The 17,300-nt window shown below is 40.5% G+C and carries 17 protein-coding genes; 13 read left to right on the top strand and 4 right to left on the bottom strand.

Annotation, left to right across the window (positions count from 1 at the left end):
- Nucleotides 1–538 precede the first annotated feature (538 nt).
- Both panB and JWQ34_RS16615 read left to right on the top strand, forming a co-directional pair.
- On the top strand, nucleotides 539–1,354 hold the full coding sequence (gene panB, locus JWQ34_RS16620; protein ID WP_299359118.1) for a 3-methyl-2-oxobutanoate hydroxymethyltransferase: 816 nt from the start codon (nucleotides 539–541) through the stop codon (nucleotides 1,352–1,354).
- Nucleotides 1,355–1,440: 86 nt separating this feature from the next.
- Entirely contained in the window at nucleotides 1,441–2,160 is a 720-nt protein-coding gene (locus JWQ34_RS16615; protein ID WP_299359142.1) for an RluA family pseudouridine synthase, read from the top strand.
- Between the two features lie 88 nt (nucleotides 2,161–2,248).
- Here JWQ34_RS16615 and yiaK read toward each other — a convergent pair whose 3' ends face one another.
- Nucleotides 2,249–3,238 carry a 3-dehydro-L-gulonate 2-dehydrogenase gene (yiaK, locus tag JWQ34_RS16610; RefSeq protein WP_299359116.1) on the bottom strand — a complete coding sequence of 330 codons (990 nt, stop codon included), beginning with the start codon at nucleotides 3,236–3,238 and terminating at the stop codon, nucleotides 2,249–2,251.
- A gap of 119 nt (nucleotides 3,239–3,357) precedes the next feature.
- Here yiaK and JWQ34_RS16605 point away from each other — a divergent pair, with 119 nt between their 5' ends.
- From JWQ34_RS16605 to JWQ34_RS16595, 3 genes are all read left to right on the top strand, one after another.
- Nucleotides 3,358–3,861: a lipocalin family protein gene (locus tag JWQ34_RS16605; protein ID WP_299359114.1), complete on the top strand. Its 504-nt coding sequence runs from the start codon at nucleotides 3,358–3,360 to the stop codon at nucleotides 3,859–3,861.
- A gap of 56 nt (nucleotides 3,862–3,917) precedes the next feature.
- A complete protein-coding gene (gene purN / locus JWQ34_RS16600) occupies nucleotides 3,918–4,496 on the top strand; it encodes a phosphoribosylglycinamide formyltransferase (protein WP_299359112.1) in 579 nt (192 codons plus the stop codon).
- Between the two features lie 89 nt (nucleotides 4,497–4,585).
- Nucleotides 4,586–5,812 (top strand): MFS transporter, encoded by a 1,227-nt coding sequence (locus tag JWQ34_RS16595; RefSeq protein WP_299359110.1) that lies wholly within the window; start codon nucleotides 4,586–4,588, stop codon nucleotides 5,810–5,812.
- 39 nt (nucleotides 5,813–5,851) lie between these two features.
- On the opposite strand, the gene JWQ34_RS16590 is transcribed toward JWQ34_RS16595, so the two are convergent.
- On the bottom strand, nucleotides 5,852–6,250 hold the full coding sequence (locus JWQ34_RS16590; protein WP_299359108.1) for a hypothetical protein: 399 nt from the start codon (nucleotides 6,248–6,250) through the stop codon (nucleotides 5,852–5,854).
- Nucleotides 6,251–6,408: 158 nt separating this feature from the next.
- Between JWQ34_RS16590 and purH the strand changes: the two genes are divergently transcribed.
- From purH to rodA, 6 genes are all read left to right on the top strand, one after another.
- Nucleotides 6,409–7,935: a bifunctional phosphoribosylaminoimidazolecarboxamide formyltransferase/IMP cyclohydrolase gene (purH, locus tag JWQ34_RS16585; RefSeq protein WP_299359106.1), complete on the top strand. Its 1,527-nt coding sequence runs from the start codon at nucleotides 6,409–6,411 to the stop codon at nucleotides 7,933–7,935.
- Between the two features lie 150 nt (nucleotides 7,936–8,085).
- The gene (locus tag JWQ34_RS16580; RefSeq protein ID WP_214071454.1) at nucleotides 8,086–9,108 is read left to right on the top strand and encodes a rod shape-determining protein; all 1,023 of its coding nucleotides are present in this window, start codon (nucleotides 8,086–8,088) and stop codon (nucleotides 9,106–9,108) included.
- 78 nt (nucleotides 9,109–9,186) lie between these two features.
- Nucleotides 9,187–10,020, top strand: a complete 834-nt coding sequence (gene mreC / locus JWQ34_RS16575; RefSeq protein WP_299359103.1) for a rod shape-determining protein MreC — start codon at nucleotides 9,187–9,189, stop codon at nucleotides 10,018–10,020.
- A complete protein-coding gene (locus JWQ34_RS16570; protein ID WP_299359101.1) occupies nucleotides 10,013–10,531 on the top strand; it encodes a rod shape-determining protein MreD in 519 nt (172 codons plus the stop codon). Before mreC ends, JWQ34_RS16570 begins: the two co-directional genes overlap by 8 nt.
- Nucleotides 10,528–12,522, top strand: a complete 1,995-nt coding sequence (mrdA, locus tag JWQ34_RS16565) for a penicillin-binding protein 2 (protein WP_299359099.1) — start codon at nucleotides 10,528–10,530, stop codon at nucleotides 12,520–12,522. The genes JWQ34_RS16570 and mrdA overlap by 4 nt, the downstream gene beginning before the upstream one ends.
- Nucleotides 12,515–13,789 (top strand): rod shape-determining protein RodA, encoded by a 1,275-nt coding sequence (gene rodA, locus JWQ34_RS16560; protein ID WP_299359097.1) that lies wholly within the window; start codon nucleotides 12,515–12,517, stop codon nucleotides 13,787–13,789. Before mrdA ends, rodA begins: the two co-directional genes overlap by 8 nt.
- A gap of 69 nt (nucleotides 13,790–13,858) precedes the next feature.
- Here rodA and JWQ34_RS16555 read toward each other — a convergent pair whose 3' ends face one another.
- Complete coding sequence (locus JWQ34_RS16555) at nucleotides 13,859–14,782, bottom strand: hypothetical protein (protein WP_299359095.1); 924 nt, start codon at nucleotides 14,780–14,782, stop codon at nucleotides 13,859–13,861.
- A gap of 74 nt (nucleotides 14,783–14,856) precedes the next feature.
- On the opposite strand from JWQ34_RS16555, the gene JWQ34_RS16550 reads away from it, so the two are divergent.
- Both JWQ34_RS16550 and JWQ34_RS16545 read left to right on the top strand, forming a co-directional pair.
- Nucleotides 14,857–15,438, top strand: a complete 582-nt coding sequence (locus tag JWQ34_RS16550) for a thymidine kinase (RefSeq protein ID WP_299359093.1) — start codon at nucleotides 14,857–14,859, stop codon at nucleotides 15,436–15,438.
- Between the two features lie 115 nt (nucleotides 15,439–15,553).
- Nucleotides 15,554–15,922, top strand: a complete 369-nt coding sequence (locus JWQ34_RS16545; protein ID WP_299359091.1) for a response regulator — start codon at nucleotides 15,554–15,556, stop codon at nucleotides 15,920–15,922.
- A 9-nt stretch (nucleotides 15,923–15,931) separates the two neighbouring features.
- Here JWQ34_RS16545 and JWQ34_RS16540 read toward each other — a convergent pair whose 3' ends face one another.
- A complete protein-coding gene (locus JWQ34_RS16540) occupies nucleotides 15,932–17,281 on the bottom strand; it encodes a zinc dependent phospholipase C family protein (protein WP_299359089.1) in 1,350 nt (449 codons plus the stop codon).
- Between the last annotated feature and the right edge of the window lie 19 nt (nucleotides 17,282–17,300).

Here is a 17,300-nt window from a genome sequence, read left to right as displayed (position 1 = left end):
TAAACCTATCTATTTTATGATCTATAAAGATCTACTTATCTATATTAATTAAGCCAAATAACTAAGTTAAAATGAACATTCCAATTACAATAAATCAACTGCTTTATCTATAAATGTACAAGGCTTGTTTATTGAATGTTAAAGCATATAATTCATGTTTTACAAAGACTTGTTTAATACATTAACTAAACGATATGAATACATTGAAATAAGCCATTTAGCTTAGCATAAATCAACTACTTTATCTATAAATGTACAAGGTTTGTTTATTAATGTTAAAGCACATAACTCATGTTTTACAAAGACTTGTTAACGCATTAATTAAACGGAAACAAATACGTTAAAATGCGCAATCCGATTGGATCAATTTATTGCTTTATCTATGATTGTGTAACGTTTTTAAAGTGTATAATAAAGAAGTATTTAACCACATTAATTAAAGGAATTAAAGACTTTAATAATTGCTTATACTCAATCCGAAATCGAACATCCGAAATCCGAAATAATCATACCTTTGTCTAATCATAAAAACATCAGCATGTCTGTTCATAAAGAAGTTAAAAGAATTACCACGCATACCCTGCAGGAGATGAAGAACCATGGCGAGAAGATCGCTATGCTTACCGCTTATGATTACTCGATGGCGACCATTGTAGATGCTGCAGGGATGGACATTATATTGGTAGGCGATTCGGCATCGAACGTAATGGCTGGTCATGAAACCACATTGCCTATTACTTTGGACCAAATGATATACCATGCCTCGGCAGTGGTACGCGCCGCTAAACGCGCGCTGATAGTTGTAGACTTGCCGTTTGGTACTTACCAGGGTAATAGTAAAGAGGCATTGGCATCTGCTATCCGCATCATGAAGGAATCGGGCGCACACGCGGTGAAGATCGAAGGTGGTGTTGAAATTGCAGAATCGGTAAGCCGGATCTTAACTGCAGGTATACCTGTTATGGGGCATTTGGGTTTAACACCGCAATCTATCTACAAATTTGGCACCTACACTGTACGTGCTAAAGAAGAAGTGGAAGCGCAAAAGTTAAGAGAGGATGCTCTAAAACTACAGGAGCTGGGTTGCTTTGGCATTGTGCTAGAGAAGATCCCGGCGCAATTAGCTAAAGAAGTTTCTGAAAGTTTGGTTATCCCAACCATAGGCATTGGCGCAGGCCAGCACTGCGATGGGCAGGTTTTGGTGATACATGATATGCTGGGTATTAACAAAGGTTTTAAACCACGCTTTTTACGCCAATACGCCAACCTTGCCGAAGTAATGAACGGCGCGATTAAGAATTATGTTAGTGATGTAAAAGCTAAAGAGTTCCCGAACGAGAAGGAGCAATATTAATTTTAGTCCATGGTCGATAGTCAATGGACCATGGCAATTAAATAAATTTACTATGGACTATGGACCATAGACTATCGACTACAAGAATGGCCCGACCCGAGTTTAATTATACCAGCTACGATATTACCGATAACGATATTCTTTATGAGGATAATCACCTCATTGCAGTAAATAAACGCGCGGGTGATATTGTACAGGTTGATGATACGGGCGATGAGAGTTTGGATGAAAAGGTTAAGAAATACATCGCCAAAAAATATGACAAGCCTAATGGCGCTTTTTTAGGAGTGGTACATAGACTGGACCGTCCCGTTAGCGGCGTTATATTATTTGCCAAAACCAGTAAGGCTTTAGAGCGAATAAACAAGATGTTTAAGGCCCGCGAAATGCATAAAACCTATTATGCGGTAGTGCGCAAACGCCCCAACCCGATAGCTGGCACTTTAGTGCACTACCTCATAAAAAATCCACAAAAAAACGTTACCAAAGCACATGACCGCGAGGTAACAGGTAGCCAGCGATCGGAGTTAAATTATAAACTGGTTGGCGAATTGGATGGTTACTATTTAATAGAGGTCGACCCCATAACTGGCCGGCCGCACCAGATACGTGTGCAATTATCAACCTTGGGCTGCCCTATTGTTGGCGATAATAAATACGGATACCCGCGTGGCAGCCTGCGCAAAAGTATTTGTTTACACGCTCGTAGATTACAATTTATCCATCCTATAAAAAAAGAACCTATATTAATTATTGCCCCCGTACCCAAAGATGGCTTTTGGGAGAAGTTTGAGGGGATGATGTAAGCCCCCTCTAAATCTCCCCCGGCAGGGGAGACTTTTTTGGGCGTGGTACATTTTAAAGCCCTCCCTTCCGGGGAGGGTTGGGAGGGGCTTATAACGCTTTAACCTCTTCCCAAATCTTCTCATCAACCAATACGCCTTCACTTATATTCTTATTCCTGGTCTTTAAAGTATTCTCGCCGGGATAGCTTATTGGCTTATTAGCATCAACCCGTTCACTGCTTTTGGCAAAGTTTAATATCTCTTCTATCAGGTCATCGGTTTGTTGGCTATCTTGTGGTTTTATAGCAATAAACACTTGCGACACACCCGACTCTGTACTTTGATCACTTATTTGTTTGGTAGATCGCCCCTGGCTTAAAACAGTTGCCAGCAGATCAAGCACCAAGGTTAATCCCGATCCTTTCCAAAAACCTATGGGTAGTACTCTTTTTGATGCCATGATGGCTGTTGGGTCGGTGCTTAGGTTTCCGTCTTTATCGTAGCCGCCGGGTACGGGTAATTGCTCGCTGTAACTTTCATACTGCAGCATTTTACCAAACGAGTATTGCGATATAGCCATATCCAGTACCACATGCCCCGCTTTACGTGGGACAGAAATCACCAAAGGATTATTACCCAGCGTTGGCGTGGTACCTCCCCATGGCGCTACATTAGCTACCGTATTGGTAAAGTTAATACCTATATAACCGGCCTCGGCAGCTTGCCAGCCGTAGGTGCCGCCCCGCATCCAGTGGTTGGTATTTTTTATGGCAACGCAACCAATACCGTTTGCTGCTGCCAGGCTTATAGCTCTATCCATACAAAAGCGCGCGTTAATTATACCTGCGCCCAGGTTACCATCCCATTGCTCTATAGCGCCAAAAGCGTTTACAAGAGTTGGCTCGTTTTGGGCTTTGATAACCCCTTGTTTTATATAGCGCACAAACGTAGGGAAACGGTTTAGCCCGTGCGTGTAAACCCCATCACGGCTGTTTTCAGCGAAGACATGTGAGCATATATCTGCCTTATCAATTGGAAAATCAAGACTGATAAGTACCCGGTTAAATTCGGCTTTAAGTTGTTCAAAAGGTATCCGCATAGGGCAAATATAGGGGCTTAAAAACTCAGCGATAAAATAATAGTGATTTAAAACAGTTATTATTGCCTTGGGTTACTCATCAATAGCCGTTAATTTTTATTTTTGTGCTATCAAACTAAATGAAAAACAAACTACCACTACTAATTATATCGGGGTTAATATTGATAAACCTGTTAAGCAATTCCTGCAAAAAGGATAATATCAACAATATAGAAACTATATTAAGCGCCGGTGCCTGGCAACTATCATCGGTTAAGGTTACTTATTCTGTTGGTGATACCACAAAACTGGAAACCGACCTAAACACGCTATGCGATACCACGCAGGTATTTACATTTAATATGGATAAAACCTGTACCTATACCAACTTTAATTGCAAACACCAACCAACAGCTAGTGGCCACTGGACAATAACAGCAAACAAATTGTTTTTAAACTCAGATATTGTATGTCAGGACACTACTGCGGCAGGCAAATCAAGACCGTTTACTAATGCCAAAATTGATAATGCCGGCCAATACTCGCTGGTGTTATTAACCGGCGATATACAAAACTATAACACCACAACTAAGCGCAAAGTTATACGCTATGGTTTTGTTAGGCAAAAAGCTGCCTCCAAATAGTGATTAAAAATCTTAAACCATTATATTTGGGTCATTACTAATATTTATTTGCCATTTTGAAAAAACGTATAGCCATTTTTGCTTCAGGATCAGGATCAAATGCTCAAAAAATAATGGAGCATTTTAAACGCAGCGCAGAAGCCGAAGTTGTATTGATATTAACTAACAATGCGCAGGCGTATGTACTACAACGTGCTGATAATTTTGAAATACCATCGCATATTTTTACCCGCCATGAGTTTTACGAAACGGATGACATCATCCGAATGCTTAAAACCTTACAGGTTGACTTGATTGTACTTGCCGGATTTTTATGGCTGGTACCGCCAACCTTATTGGCGGCTTTTCCTAACAAGATCATTAATCTACACCCTGCCTTATTACCTAAATATGGCGGTAAAGGCATGTATGGCGACAATGTACATCAAGCTATTTTAGATGCCGGCGAAGAAGAGTCGGGTATTACCATCCATTTTGTTAACGCGCAATTTGATGAAGGCGAGATCATCCACCAGTCTAAATTTAAAATTGAGCCCGGCGATAACCTGGAAATGATAAAGTTTAAAGGCCAACAATTGGAGCACCTACACTTCCCGAAGGTGATTGAGAATCTCCTCAAAAAAATGAAAAGCTGATTTTTTAAAGATTAAAGTTTGGAGATTGAAGATTAGGTGTATTTTTAGCGCACCAATAATCACAATAAACTAAAACTAATCTTTATCCCATGACTGTAAAGCAATCAACCAGCATCTTCCAGCTTGCCGTAATTGTTAGCGCGCTTGGTTTTTTTGTTGATACTTATGATCTATTATTGTTTGCCATTATACGCAAACCCAGCCTGGCATCGCTTGGTTTAAATCCGGCTGATATCCTTTCTAAAGGCGAACTGCTTATCAGCGTCCAAATGATAGGCATGGTAATAGGCGGAATTATTTTTGGTGTGCTGGGTGATAAGAAAGGGCGGCTAAAAGTCTTGTTTGGTTCTATACTACTATACTCCATAGCCAACCTTGCAAACGGTATGGTCGCTACTTTAAATCAGTACATAATTTTACGATTTATAGCTGGTATAGGCCTCGCCGGCGAACTTGGTGCCGGTATAACATTGGTAAGCGAACTACTCCCTAAAGAAAAACGCAGCATGGCAGCGGGTCTTATTGCAGGCTTTGGTTTGTTCGGCGTGGTGGCTGCATCGTTAATTAGTAAGATGGTTGATTGGCGCGTTTGCTACTATATTGGCGGCGTACTTGGCCTGATATTATTATTAATGCGGATTCAGGTGCAGGAAAGCGGCATATTTAAAAATGTACAGGAATCAACCACGTTAAGCAAAGGTAATTTCCTGATGTTTTTTAATAACTGGAAGCGCTTTGCAAAGTATATGCAATGCATATTGATAGGTTTACCGGTTTGGTATATTATTGGCATATTAATTACCTTCTCCGACCAATTTAGCAAAGCCATGGGCATAAGCGGCGTTGAGCCAGGCACTGCAATTATGTACTTGTACATGGCTATAGCCGCAGGCGATTTTAGCGTGGGCTGGCTTAGCCAGAGACTACAAAGCCGCAAAAAAACACTGTTTATATTTTACAGTATAGCTATAATATTTACGGTGCTTTACTTTTTGCAAAGCGGCAGCAGCCCGGCGTGGTTCTATTTTATATGTGTGGGGCTGGGTTATGGCGCCGGCTTAAATGTGGTTTATATAACCAGCAGTGTTGAGCAGTTTGGCACCAACCTACGCGCTTCGGCAGGTATAAGCATACCTAACATGGTGCGGGGTACATTACCCTTGATGATACTGCTATTTAAATTTACCCGTGGATTTTTTAACAGTTATATTAAAGGCGGCTGGGTAACAGGGCTGATCATATTCGCCATTGGTATTACCGCGGCTTGGTTTCTGGATGAGACCTATGGCAAAGAGCTGGATTTTACAGAAGAATAACCAGGCCTTTATAATAGACCCGATCATTCTCTGTCACCCCTATTGTTTAATAAATCGTATCGCACACCCTTCAATACAGAGCGGTCCGGCGGGTGTCATGATTAATGTATCGTGTTTGATGGTGTACAATAATCTCAGTTCACCATCGGCGGCGTTACTAAATGTGAGTAAGCTGTCTTTTAGCTTATAGCTATAATATTGGGAATAGACATTGCCGCCCAAGCTACCATCTGCATTAAATACAACGATATGATTATCATTTGCCGCTACAGGTTGCCAGGTTGGCGCAGAACCGGTGCCAAAAAAATTGGCATTTAATTTCCATTTGCCAATTAAGGGTACATTATTAGCAATGGTTTTAATGTTGTCTTTTTTACATGAACTAACAATAGCAAGCATAATGGCAACAAAGGTTAAGGTGTAGGATAAATTTCTCATGAGTCGTTTTACGTTTTTAGGTAATACGGGGTTAGTATTAAAAACGCTACAGGCAATTGGTTTTTTTATTGATTTACTTTTTTCTTAAAAAACTCATCTTCAACCACTAATCTCTAATCACTAATCACTACCTTTGCGGCTCAAAAAAATCCTTGTAAATGAGTCAGTCCGTTGCCATTAAAAATGCCCTTATTTCAGTTTATTATAAAGATAACCTGGAGCCTATTATTCATGAGTTAAACCGCCTTGGAGTAAACATATACTCGACTGGTGGTACCGAAACTTTTATACGCAGCCTTGGGGTTGATGTTATTGCTGTTGAGGACCTTACCTCTTACCCATCTATTTTAGGCGGTCGTGTTAAAACTCTGCATCCAAAAGTATTTGGTGGTATTTTAGCGCGCAGAAATAATGATAGCGACAAACAACAATTAACGCAATACGAAATACCTGAAATCGACCTGGTTATTGTTGATCTTTACCCTTTCGAAGAAACAGTAGAATCAGGCGCGGGCCATGATGATGTGATCGAGAAGATAGACATCGGCGGTATCTCCCTTATCCGCGCAGCAGCAAAGAATTTTAAGGATGTTGTTATTTTAGCATCGAAAGATGATTATACCGAGCTTGACCAGATACTAAAGGCACAAAACGGAACAACTACTATAGATCAGCGTAAGAAATTTGCTCACAAGGCATTTAACATTACCTCTAACTATGATACCGCTATCTTCCAATATTTTAACCAGGAAGACCCTATCCCGGTATTTAAACAAAGCATACAAACCAGCCAGATATTACGTTACGGCGAAAATCCCCATCAAAAAGGTGTTTTCTATGGCAATCTGGATGCAATGTTTACCAAATTGCATGGTAAAGAATTATCATACAACAATCTGGTTGATGTTGACGCGGCAGTTGCCTTAATAGACGAATTTACCGAACCAACCGTAGCTATTTTAAAACATACTAACGCTTGCGGAATTGCAGGTCGCTCTTTTATAAAAGAGGCCTGGATAGATGCTTTGGCCTGCGACCCGGTATCGGCATTCGGAGGAGTGATCATCGCTAATGACGAGATCGATGCGGAAACAGCTACCGAGATCAGCAAAATATTTTACGAAGTATTAATTGCACCCGCTTATACTGATGAGGCTGTTCAAATTTTGCAAGGGAAAAAGAATCGTATCATACTGATTCGTCAACCGGTTGAATTGCCTAATAAGCTATTTAAAACATTGTTAAATGGTGTTATTGAGCAGGATAAAGATGCTACCGTTGAGGGCCCTGACCAAATGACAGCGGTAACAGATCGCAAACCAACCGAACAGGAATTAAAAGATCTTTATTTCGCAAACAAGATTGTTAAGCATACCAAATCAAACACGATAGTATTCGCTAAAAACCACCAGCTTATGGCTAGCGGCGTTGGCCAAACATCAAGGGTTGATTCGTTAAGACAAGCGATTATAAAAGCTGAAAGCTTTGGGTTTGACTTAAAAGGAGCGGTAATGGCATCTGATGCTTTCTTTCCTTTCCCTGATTGTGTTGAACTGGCTGCAGAAGCAGGAATACTAGCAGTACTACAACCGGGCGGATCAATAAACGATAAGCTTTCTGTTGAAATGTGCAATCAAAAAAACATTTCGATGGTTACTACCGGCATACGCCACTTTAAACATTAATAAAAAATGCACTAATTACACAAATTAATACGAATTGCACGAAATAGGAGTTATATTTATCAATTCGCATTAATTCTTGAAATTCGATTTTCATTAGATTAATTAGTGCTCTTAATCATACCTTTGCAAATTATTTGAAGCAAACTACAAATGGGTTTATTTAATTTTTTCACACAAGAGATCGCAATAGATTTAGGTACCGCAAATACCCTCATCATACATAATGATAAAGTTGTTGTTGACGAACCGTCAATAGTAGCTTTTGACCGCACCACCAACAAAGTTATTGCAATTGGGCGCCAGGCCATGCAAATGGAGGGCAAAACCCACGATAACATTCGTACAGTACGCCCGCTTAAAGATGGTGTAATTGCCGACTTTAACGCTGCCGAGCACATGATACGCGGCATGATAAAAATGATTAACCAGGGTAAAGGATGGTTCTTTCCATCATTACGTATGGTTATTTGTATCCCATCTGGCATTACCGAGGTAGAGAAACGTGCCGTGCGCGATTCGGCAGAGATAGCAGGTGCCAAAGAAGTTTACCTGATACATGAGCCAATGGCAGCAGCCGTAGGTATTGGTATTGATGTAGAAGAGCCAATGGGTAACATGATCATTGATATTGGTGGTGGTACCACAGAGATAGCGGTTATTGCCCTATCCGGTATTGTTTGCGATCAGTCTATCCGCGTAGCGGGAGATAATTTTGACTCTGACATTGTACAATATATCCGCCGCCAGCACAACATCATGATTGGTGACCGTACTGCCGAGAAAATTAAAATAGAGGTTGGTGCAGCGTTACCTGAACTAAGCGACCCACCTGCCGACTTTGCCGTACAGGGCCGTGATTTAATGACCGGCGTACCAAAGCAGATCATGGTATCGTACACAGAAATTGCGCATTGCCTGGATAAATCAATTTCGAAAATTGAAGAAGCGATATTAAAAGCATTGGAGATTACCCCGCCCGAGCTTTCGGCAGATATTTATCAAACCGGTATATACTTAACCGGTGGCGGCGCGTTATTGCGTGGGTTAGACAGACGTATATCTGCCAAAACTAAACTACCCGTACATGTTGCCGAAGACCCGCTACGAGCCGTTGTACGTGGAACCGGAACCGCTCTTAAAAATATTGGTAATTTTAAATTTTTAATGCAGTAAACTTAGTTGTGAGTTTTGGGTAGTGAGTGATGAGTTACTTACTTCTCAAAACTCATCACTCAAAACTCATCACTTACAATGCGTAATTTGTTAATCTTCATCAGCAAGTACAACGCGTTTTTCCTGTTCATTATATTTGAGGTTAGTGCGCTGGTTATTTATGTCAAATACAACTCTTTTCAAAAAGCTACTTTCATAAACAGTACAAACAAGATCACCAGCAATTTATATGCCCAGGCCGATCAGTTAAAAAGCTACATTTCGCTGCGCGAGGTTAATGATAGTTTGGCACGCGAGAATGCAATGTTGCGCAATCAGCTTAAATCTTCGTTTTATATAGATTCTGTTAGCAAACATAAAATAACCGATACCGTATACAAGCAGCAATACCAATTCATAGAGGCTGCCGTGATCAATAACTCTATCAACCATCGTAATAATTATCTTACCATAAACAAAGGCAGCCATGCCGGTATTGAAAAAGGCATGGGTGTTATTTGCGGCCAGGGTGTTGTGGGCAAAGTTGTTTTGGTAAGCGAATATATGTCGGTGGTGCAATCTGTTTTACATAAAGAAACACGCATAAGCGCTATGCTGGCCGATCATAAGGATATAGGGTCATTTATCTGGGGCGGTGATCTTGATGCCCGCAAAGGCTTATTAGTTGATGTTGCCAACAATGCGCAGCCACGCTTGGGCGAAAAGGTTGTTACTACCGAATATTCTTTATTTCCATCAGGCATCCCTATTGGCAAAGTAAGTAACCTGCATACAAAAGAAGGCGGCTCATCATTAAACATGGAGGTTGAACTTGCTGTTGATTTTGGCAAATTGCAATATGTAAATGTGGTAATTAACAAATTGGCTAAGGAGCAATTGGCATTGGAGGGCCAGGAGAAGAAGGATGAGTAGGACCATTATTGTTAACATACTGCGGTTTATATCGCTGGTTTTTATACAGGTGTTTTTGTTGAAGAATATAACACTGTATAATCTATCAACACCGTATCTGTATATTCTTTTTATTTTGCTGCTGCCGTTTGAAACGCCAAACATTTTACTGTTTACACTAGCCTTTATTTTAGGCTTAACTATTGATGCCTTTTATGATACCCCGGGCCTGCACACTACCGCTTGTGTATTATTGGCGCTGGTTCGCATTTTATTTATAAGCATAACCGTACAAAAAGACGGCTTTGATAATGAGCCCGAGCCTACTTTAAGTATTATGGGCTTTAGGTGGTTTTTTACTTATGCGCTTATACTCACCCTATTCCATCACTTCTTTCTTTTTAACCTGGAGGTTTTCCGCTTTTCAGAGATCCAATACACAATAACCCGTGTAGTTTTAAGTTCATTATTTACAGTATTTTTGATATTAGTTTCGGGCTTGTTATTTTATAAAAGTAAAGAGCGTAAATGAATACTTTTTTTGAGCGGCGATACGTTATCGGGGGCATTTTCATAACGCTTATACTGGTATTACTTGGGCGGTTATTTTACATCCAGATAATTGATGATAAGTACCTGTTCTATGCCAAAAAGAATGCTATCCGCCAGGAGATTCTGTTTCCCGATCGTGGGCCGATATTAGACCGTAATGAAAAATTATTGGTGAGGAACCAGTTAGTTTATGATATTACTGTTACCCCAAAAGATGTTAAAGGAATTGATACGCTTGAGTTTTGCAAATTAATAGGCATCACCAAAGAAGAGTTTGTTACCAAAATTGAAAAAGCGGTAAAATACTCCCGCAATCTCGAGTCGCCTTTTGATAAGCAATTATCACCGCAATTGTATGCATCGCTCCAGGAAAGGATGTCAGAGTTTTCTGGATTTAAAGTAGTGCCTCACCCTATCCGCACCTATCCTGACTCTACGGCCGCGCAATTTTTAGGATTTATTGGCGAAGCATCAGAAAATGTGATTGCCAAATCAGGCGGTTATTATCACCGTGGCGATTATGTGGGCATAAGCGGCGTTGAAAAAGCTTATGAAACTGTTTTACGCGGACAACGTGGTGTCAGGAATATGATGGTTGACTCAAGAGGGATAGCTAAGGGCCATTACGCCAACGGGGCTTATGATACGGCGGCAGTTTCCGGCGAGCGTTTAATATCATCATTAGACATGCGCATCCAAAAACTGGGCGAAAAGCTAATGCAAAATAAGGTTGGCAGTATTATAGCCATCGAGCCGTCAACCGGCGAGATCCTTGCTTTTGTAAGCAGCCCTACCTATAACCCAAACTTAATGGTGGTAGGCCCCGCAAGAGGTGGTAATTACAAAGAATTAGATACCGACCCATATAAACCTTTTTTAATAAGACCCATAATGGGCACTTATCCTCCGGGCTCGTCGTTTAAACCATTAAGCGCGTTAATTGCTATGCAGGAAGGCATTATCACCCCACAAACCACCTACAATTGCCCGGGTTATTATCAGGCCGGTAATCGCAGGATACCTTGTTTTCATCACGAGCGCCATGGATTAGTTAACCTGAGCAGCGCCGTGGCCGAATCATGCAACGGTTACTTTGATATGGTGTTTGAAAAATTGATAAACCGTAACGGTGCAAAACAAACCGATACAACGTTTACCTTATGGCGAAACAATGTGGCCAAGTTTGGCTTGGGCTCCAGGCTTGATCTTGATCTGCCGGGCGAAAACAGCGGTAACTTACCCAAAGCAAAGTTTTATGATAAACTTTATCATCGTGGCGGTTGGCGCTCAAGCACCGTTATTTCATTAGGCATCGGGCAGGGCGAGTTATCAGCTACACCTTTGCAATTGGCCAATATAGAAGCTACTATTGCTAACCGTGGTTTTTATTACAAACCGCACCTTATAAAATCTATAGGCAGTAAGAAGATCATAAAACAAGAGTATACCCTAAAAAATTATGTGGGGATAGACGCGCAGTATTTTGAACCGGTAATTGACGGGATGCAGCGCGTGGTTGATGCGGGTACAGCTGCCGGGGCAAAAATACCTGGCATAATCATGTGCGGAAAAACAGGTACCGCGCAAGTGTCGGGTAAGGACAACTCGGTATTTGTGGCTTTTGCACCCAGAGAAAACCCCAAAATAGCCATAGCAGTAGTGGTCGAAAATTCAGGACAGGGTGCTACCTGGGCCGCACCAATTGCCAGTTTTATAGTTGAAAAATATTTACGCGACAGCATTACCCGCCGTCCATCAGGCATCGAGCCGGAGTATTATATGAATGCTAACCTCTTACCGGAAATTATCAATAAAATTTCGCCCGCACAAAAAGCCAAAGCCGATAGCCTGAAAAAACTAAAGGCAGATTCGATACGTAAAAAAGCGGTAATCAAATCGGCAGCAAAAAAGAATAAAACAGTAACAGATCCAAAACACACAGCAGCCATTAAACCAAAAGCCAATGAGTAACCAACAGCGCAGCTTCTTTTTTAATGTAGACTGGCTAACGGTACTCATTTACCTGGCGCTTTGTGCCATTGGGGTGCTTAGTATCCATTCGGCTGTATTTGACCCTAAAAATTCTTCTTTTGTTGATTTGGATACCAACTATGGCAAGCAGTTTATATTTGTTATTATAGCTATTGTTTTGGGGATATTTATTTTGTTATTAGAGAGTAGGTTCCTCTCGGCACTAGCACCAGCTATATATACCATAACGGTATTACTCCTCTTGCTTGTACTTGTTGTAGGCCGTAATGTAGGCGGCAACCAGGCCTGGATATCATTACCGGGCGGCTTTAGGCTGCAACCGTCAGAGTTTGCCAAATTTGCCACCTGCCTGCTATTGGCCCGGTATTTAAGCGGGGCCAATATAAAGGTTACCGAGATTAAGTCGTTCGCTATTGCTGCGGGTATCATCTTTTTCCCGATGGTATTGATTTTATTGCAGCCGGATGCTGGGTCAACATTAGTATTTAGCTCGTTAATATTCGTATTGTATCGCGAAGGGTTATCACCTTACTTTTTGATATTGGAAGGCTTGTTTATCGCTCTGTTTGTTTTAACAATTAAATTAAATAACCTGCCCATAATTGTTGGCGGCATAATTTTAGTCGCGGTAATAATTATTCTATTATTCAGGCGCAACAGGCAATTAATGCTTACCGTACTTACTGGTGCCGGTATATTGGTAGCCTTTGTTTTTAGTGTGCAGTTTCTGTATACTAAAGTATTAAAACCACACCAAAAGGTGCGTATTGATATTGTGCTGGGCATAACCAACGATCTACGCGGAAAAGGTTATAACGTTAATCAATCAAAAATAGCCATAGGCTCGGGTAAACTTTGGGGTAAGGGATATATGAAGGGTACACAAACCAAATACTCGTTTGTACCTGAGCAAAGTACCGATTTTATTTTCTGTACCGTTGGCGAGGAATTTGGCTTTGCCGGATCTGTTGTAGTATTAGGGTTATACCTGCTGCTGGTGCTGCGGATAATCTATATCGCCGAGCGACAGCGATCCCCCTTCTCGCGCATTTACGCTTATGGTGTAGCCTCCGTTATCTTCTTCCACGTGGTAATCAATATTGGTATGACTATCGGCATAGTACCATCAATCGGTATACCACTGCCGCTGATAAGTTACGGGGGGTCATCCCTGATAAGCTTTACTGTTATGATATTTATCCTGATAAAGCTGGATTCGAACAGGATGGGAATGATCTACGCGTAAGTCCCCCGGAAGGGAGGCTTTGAATAGGTGATTAAAAAAGTCTCCCCTACCGGGGAGATTTAGAGGGGGCTAACTATACCTTCTCTTCAACAGTGCAAAAAACTTATCAGATGTTTCAGGTTTGCTGTCCCAATTGTTTTTAAGAGTATAGTTCTTATTTAAAAAGCGGTTAGCTTCTTCAAACGTGTTAAAGCGGTTCAATATTTCAATAGCTTCGCTATAGGCAAGGTTATAACCGTTAAAAAGGTCTTTTATGTACAGCAATTTATCGTTTAAAGTAATAGCCTGTTTAAGGTTGGTTACCGGCTGCGCAATTGCCTGCTCTGTTACATTATTCTTAGCGCTTAATTGTGCTGATATTTTTTGATTAATGGTAATAACCTCTTCTTTGTCTTTAACAGGTTCTTTTTTAGCGATGGATTTTTCAACTTCCTTAACACGTGCTTTTGGCTCTTCAACAGCTACAAATTCTTCCGAAGTTTCTTCTTCCTCCGGCTCTTCTATTACTGGTTCAATTACTTCTTCCTCAAGATTTTCGTCTATATCATCGTCAACAACCAATTCATGCCTTATAACTTCGGGTTGCTCCATTATAAATGAATAGGAGTCTTTTGGTGTATCTGTCGAAAGATCAATATTTGCCACCGGTTCATCAGCTTTTGGGGTAGTATTTGCAAGCTCAACGCGTGTAGGGTCGCGTTTGGGTTGCTGCACTACCGGTTCAAAAAACTTTTCGTTAACTGTAGGCCTCTTCTGCTCAATTATCTTGTCGATATCAATTACCTTCTGGGGTTCAACGGCTTTTAAGGCTTTGCTTCGCAGGTTTAGTTTACTTAGTATTTCTGCATGATCTGCCAAAAAATGGGCGTTGGCAACAAACAGTTCCAACTCCAGGTCATTTAAATTTTCGGGGTTAGCTTCAATGTATTTATATTGGTCATTAAGCTCTTTTATTATGCCACCTATCTTATTAAATACTTCCAGTTGCTTCATTACAATACTTTAGAAAAAATGCTTACCAAAATTAAGCATTAAATTCTGATATTAGACCCTTACTAAAGTTTACTATGCAGCTCACCGAAGATATTTTTAAGCGAAAAAATGAAAGCGGTGGCGGGATTGAAGTTATTTGCGGGTCCATGTTTTCGGGTAAGACCGAAGAATTGATACGGCGGATAAACCGGGCCCGTTATGCAAAACTAAGCGTTAAAATTTTTAAACCTAAGCTGGATGTGCGTTATGACGAGAGCGATGTAGTATCACACAATGCTACTGCGGCGGCATCTACACCTGTTAGTAAATCATCAGAAATATTATTATTAGCAGGCCACGCGCAGGTAATTGGTATTGATGAAGCACAATTTTTTGATAATAAACTACCCGATGTTTGCACCACTTTAGCCAATAAAGGCATACGTGTAATTATTGCCGGCCTGGATATGGATTTTAAGGGTCGTCCATTTGGCCCTATGCCAACCTTGATGGCTATTGCCGAATCGGTTACTAAAGTACATGCGGTATGCCTTAGGTGCGGTAATCCGGCGCTTTACTCCTACCGTTTAGTACCCAACAAAGAAAAGGTGTTACTGGGCGAAAAGGACAGTTATGAGCCGCGCTGCCGCATTTGCTATAACAGCAAGACGTTTTAACAGCCTATTTCCCATCAATTTACTGTCTTATTAGTCATAATTATGCTAAATTTTTACTGCAAGTAAAACAAAATGGCCATGCATTGTTGTTATTGCAATTATTACCTATAATGCTATGGCGAAAAAGATACTAGTAATTGAGGATGACAAAGACATTAGGGAATCTATTGTTTATGTTTTGGAAGAAGAAAACTATGAGGTTATCTCTTCGGAAGACTCAAAAATTCTGAGATCAGTTAATGAGATAGCGCCGGATATAATATTGCTGGATAACTGGCTTACCGAATGGAAAAGTGATGCCAATGGCGAGCAGCTAAGCCGCGAACTTAAAAGCAACCCTGCCACCAGCCATATTCCGGTTATCATCATATCAGCCGTAAGCAATATCAAAGAAATTGCCAAAGCCGGATTAGCCGATAATTATTTAAGAAAACCTTTTGATCTGACTGATCTTACCGATATGGTAAAAAAATACCTTAAATAACGCTAACCATTACAAACTTTTATTTTCCTTTTTTTTCTCAGCTTGTTTCGCCTCTTCCTTTTCTTTGGGCGTCATGGTTATTTTTAAGCTATTGGCGGGTACTACTTTGGCAATCTTTATTTGCTGTAAAGCAATGCTTGTTTTTTTCCAATCGGCAGAATCTTTTTTTGCAATCGCGGCAGTATCAGCTTTGCTGTAAAAATCTATAATATTACGTTTAAGTGATGCTGTTAAACTTGCAAATTTGTTTTCGTTTAACAGATCTACCAGTTTGTCATAAGCCTCATCGGTAAGTCCATATTCGCCATAAACCGTTTTTTTACCGGTATCAAAATTAACATTTATTAAAGTTGGTTTCTGATAATTTAATTCGGCTAAAGCGCCTGCATATTTATTCATTACGGTATCAAAGCTTTTTATAAACTGCTTTTCGCCCATTGGGCCAACCTCTTTAAACCTGAAGACCCTTAACGGACCTACTTTTGGTGCCATAGTTAGCAGGAAAGCTATAACACGCTCTTTGAACTTGGGTTTATCAAAATCGCGTCCAAACTCTTCGTAATATTTTTTACGATGCATACGATAGCGGAACTTCCGGCTGGTTATTCCCGGCATGTTTTTCTTTATTTCGCTCTTTTTAATTATCCAGGCGCTGCGGGTTATAGTAGGCATTAAACTATTTATGGCCCATCTAAAACTACTAATGGATTTATCCAGATCGCTAAATATGGTGTTAATATCCTGCCCATAAGTTTTCAGGAAAGCTTTTTCTAAAACAGGTTTAGCAACGTTAAAACCAATAAAATCATGATAGGCTTGTGATGCATAATTACCTCGCGCTACCTGTAATACATCAAAAGCTATTTCTACACGGCTATGTGCTATCGGGTTCTCTTCGTAAGTTACTACGTTGCCATATTTCTCTTTTAGTTCGGGATAAACCATAGGCACAACCAGGTTTGTACCAATTGAATGGCCGTATCTATCTGCCATATAATGGCACAATGCGCCTAAGGCATAGGCGTATTCATTTAGGTCTTGCGATTCGGAGATCAAGTTATTTACAAAATCGCCGCTGCGCACATAATGTATCAGATCCGTAAAATAAATGCTGCCATAAGGCGAGTAACCAATATCAGTCATTAAACTACCGCCGTAGGCATAAGAGTGGGCTGTCATTAATTCAGCATCGGTTGATCCCGGGAATCGCTTTTTTAATAATGGTTTGAGGGATTTTTCCCAGCTTGCGTCAATAATAGCCTCGTGCGTTAAAACAGAATATGCCTTAACACGGAATGGTGCCAGGCATATTGCAAGTATAAATAATAAGAAATATTTGTTAACGTTTAAAGGGTTCATGCTTAATTGTGAAGCTTAT

Source organism: Mucilaginibacter sp. (genome assembly GCF_028288185.1).
In the GTDB taxonomy this organism is placed as follows: Bacteria; Bacteroidota; Bacteroidia; order Sphingobacteriales; family Sphingobacteriaceae; genus Mucilaginibacter.
This window is presented reverse-complemented; position numbering and strand designations above follow the sequence as displayed.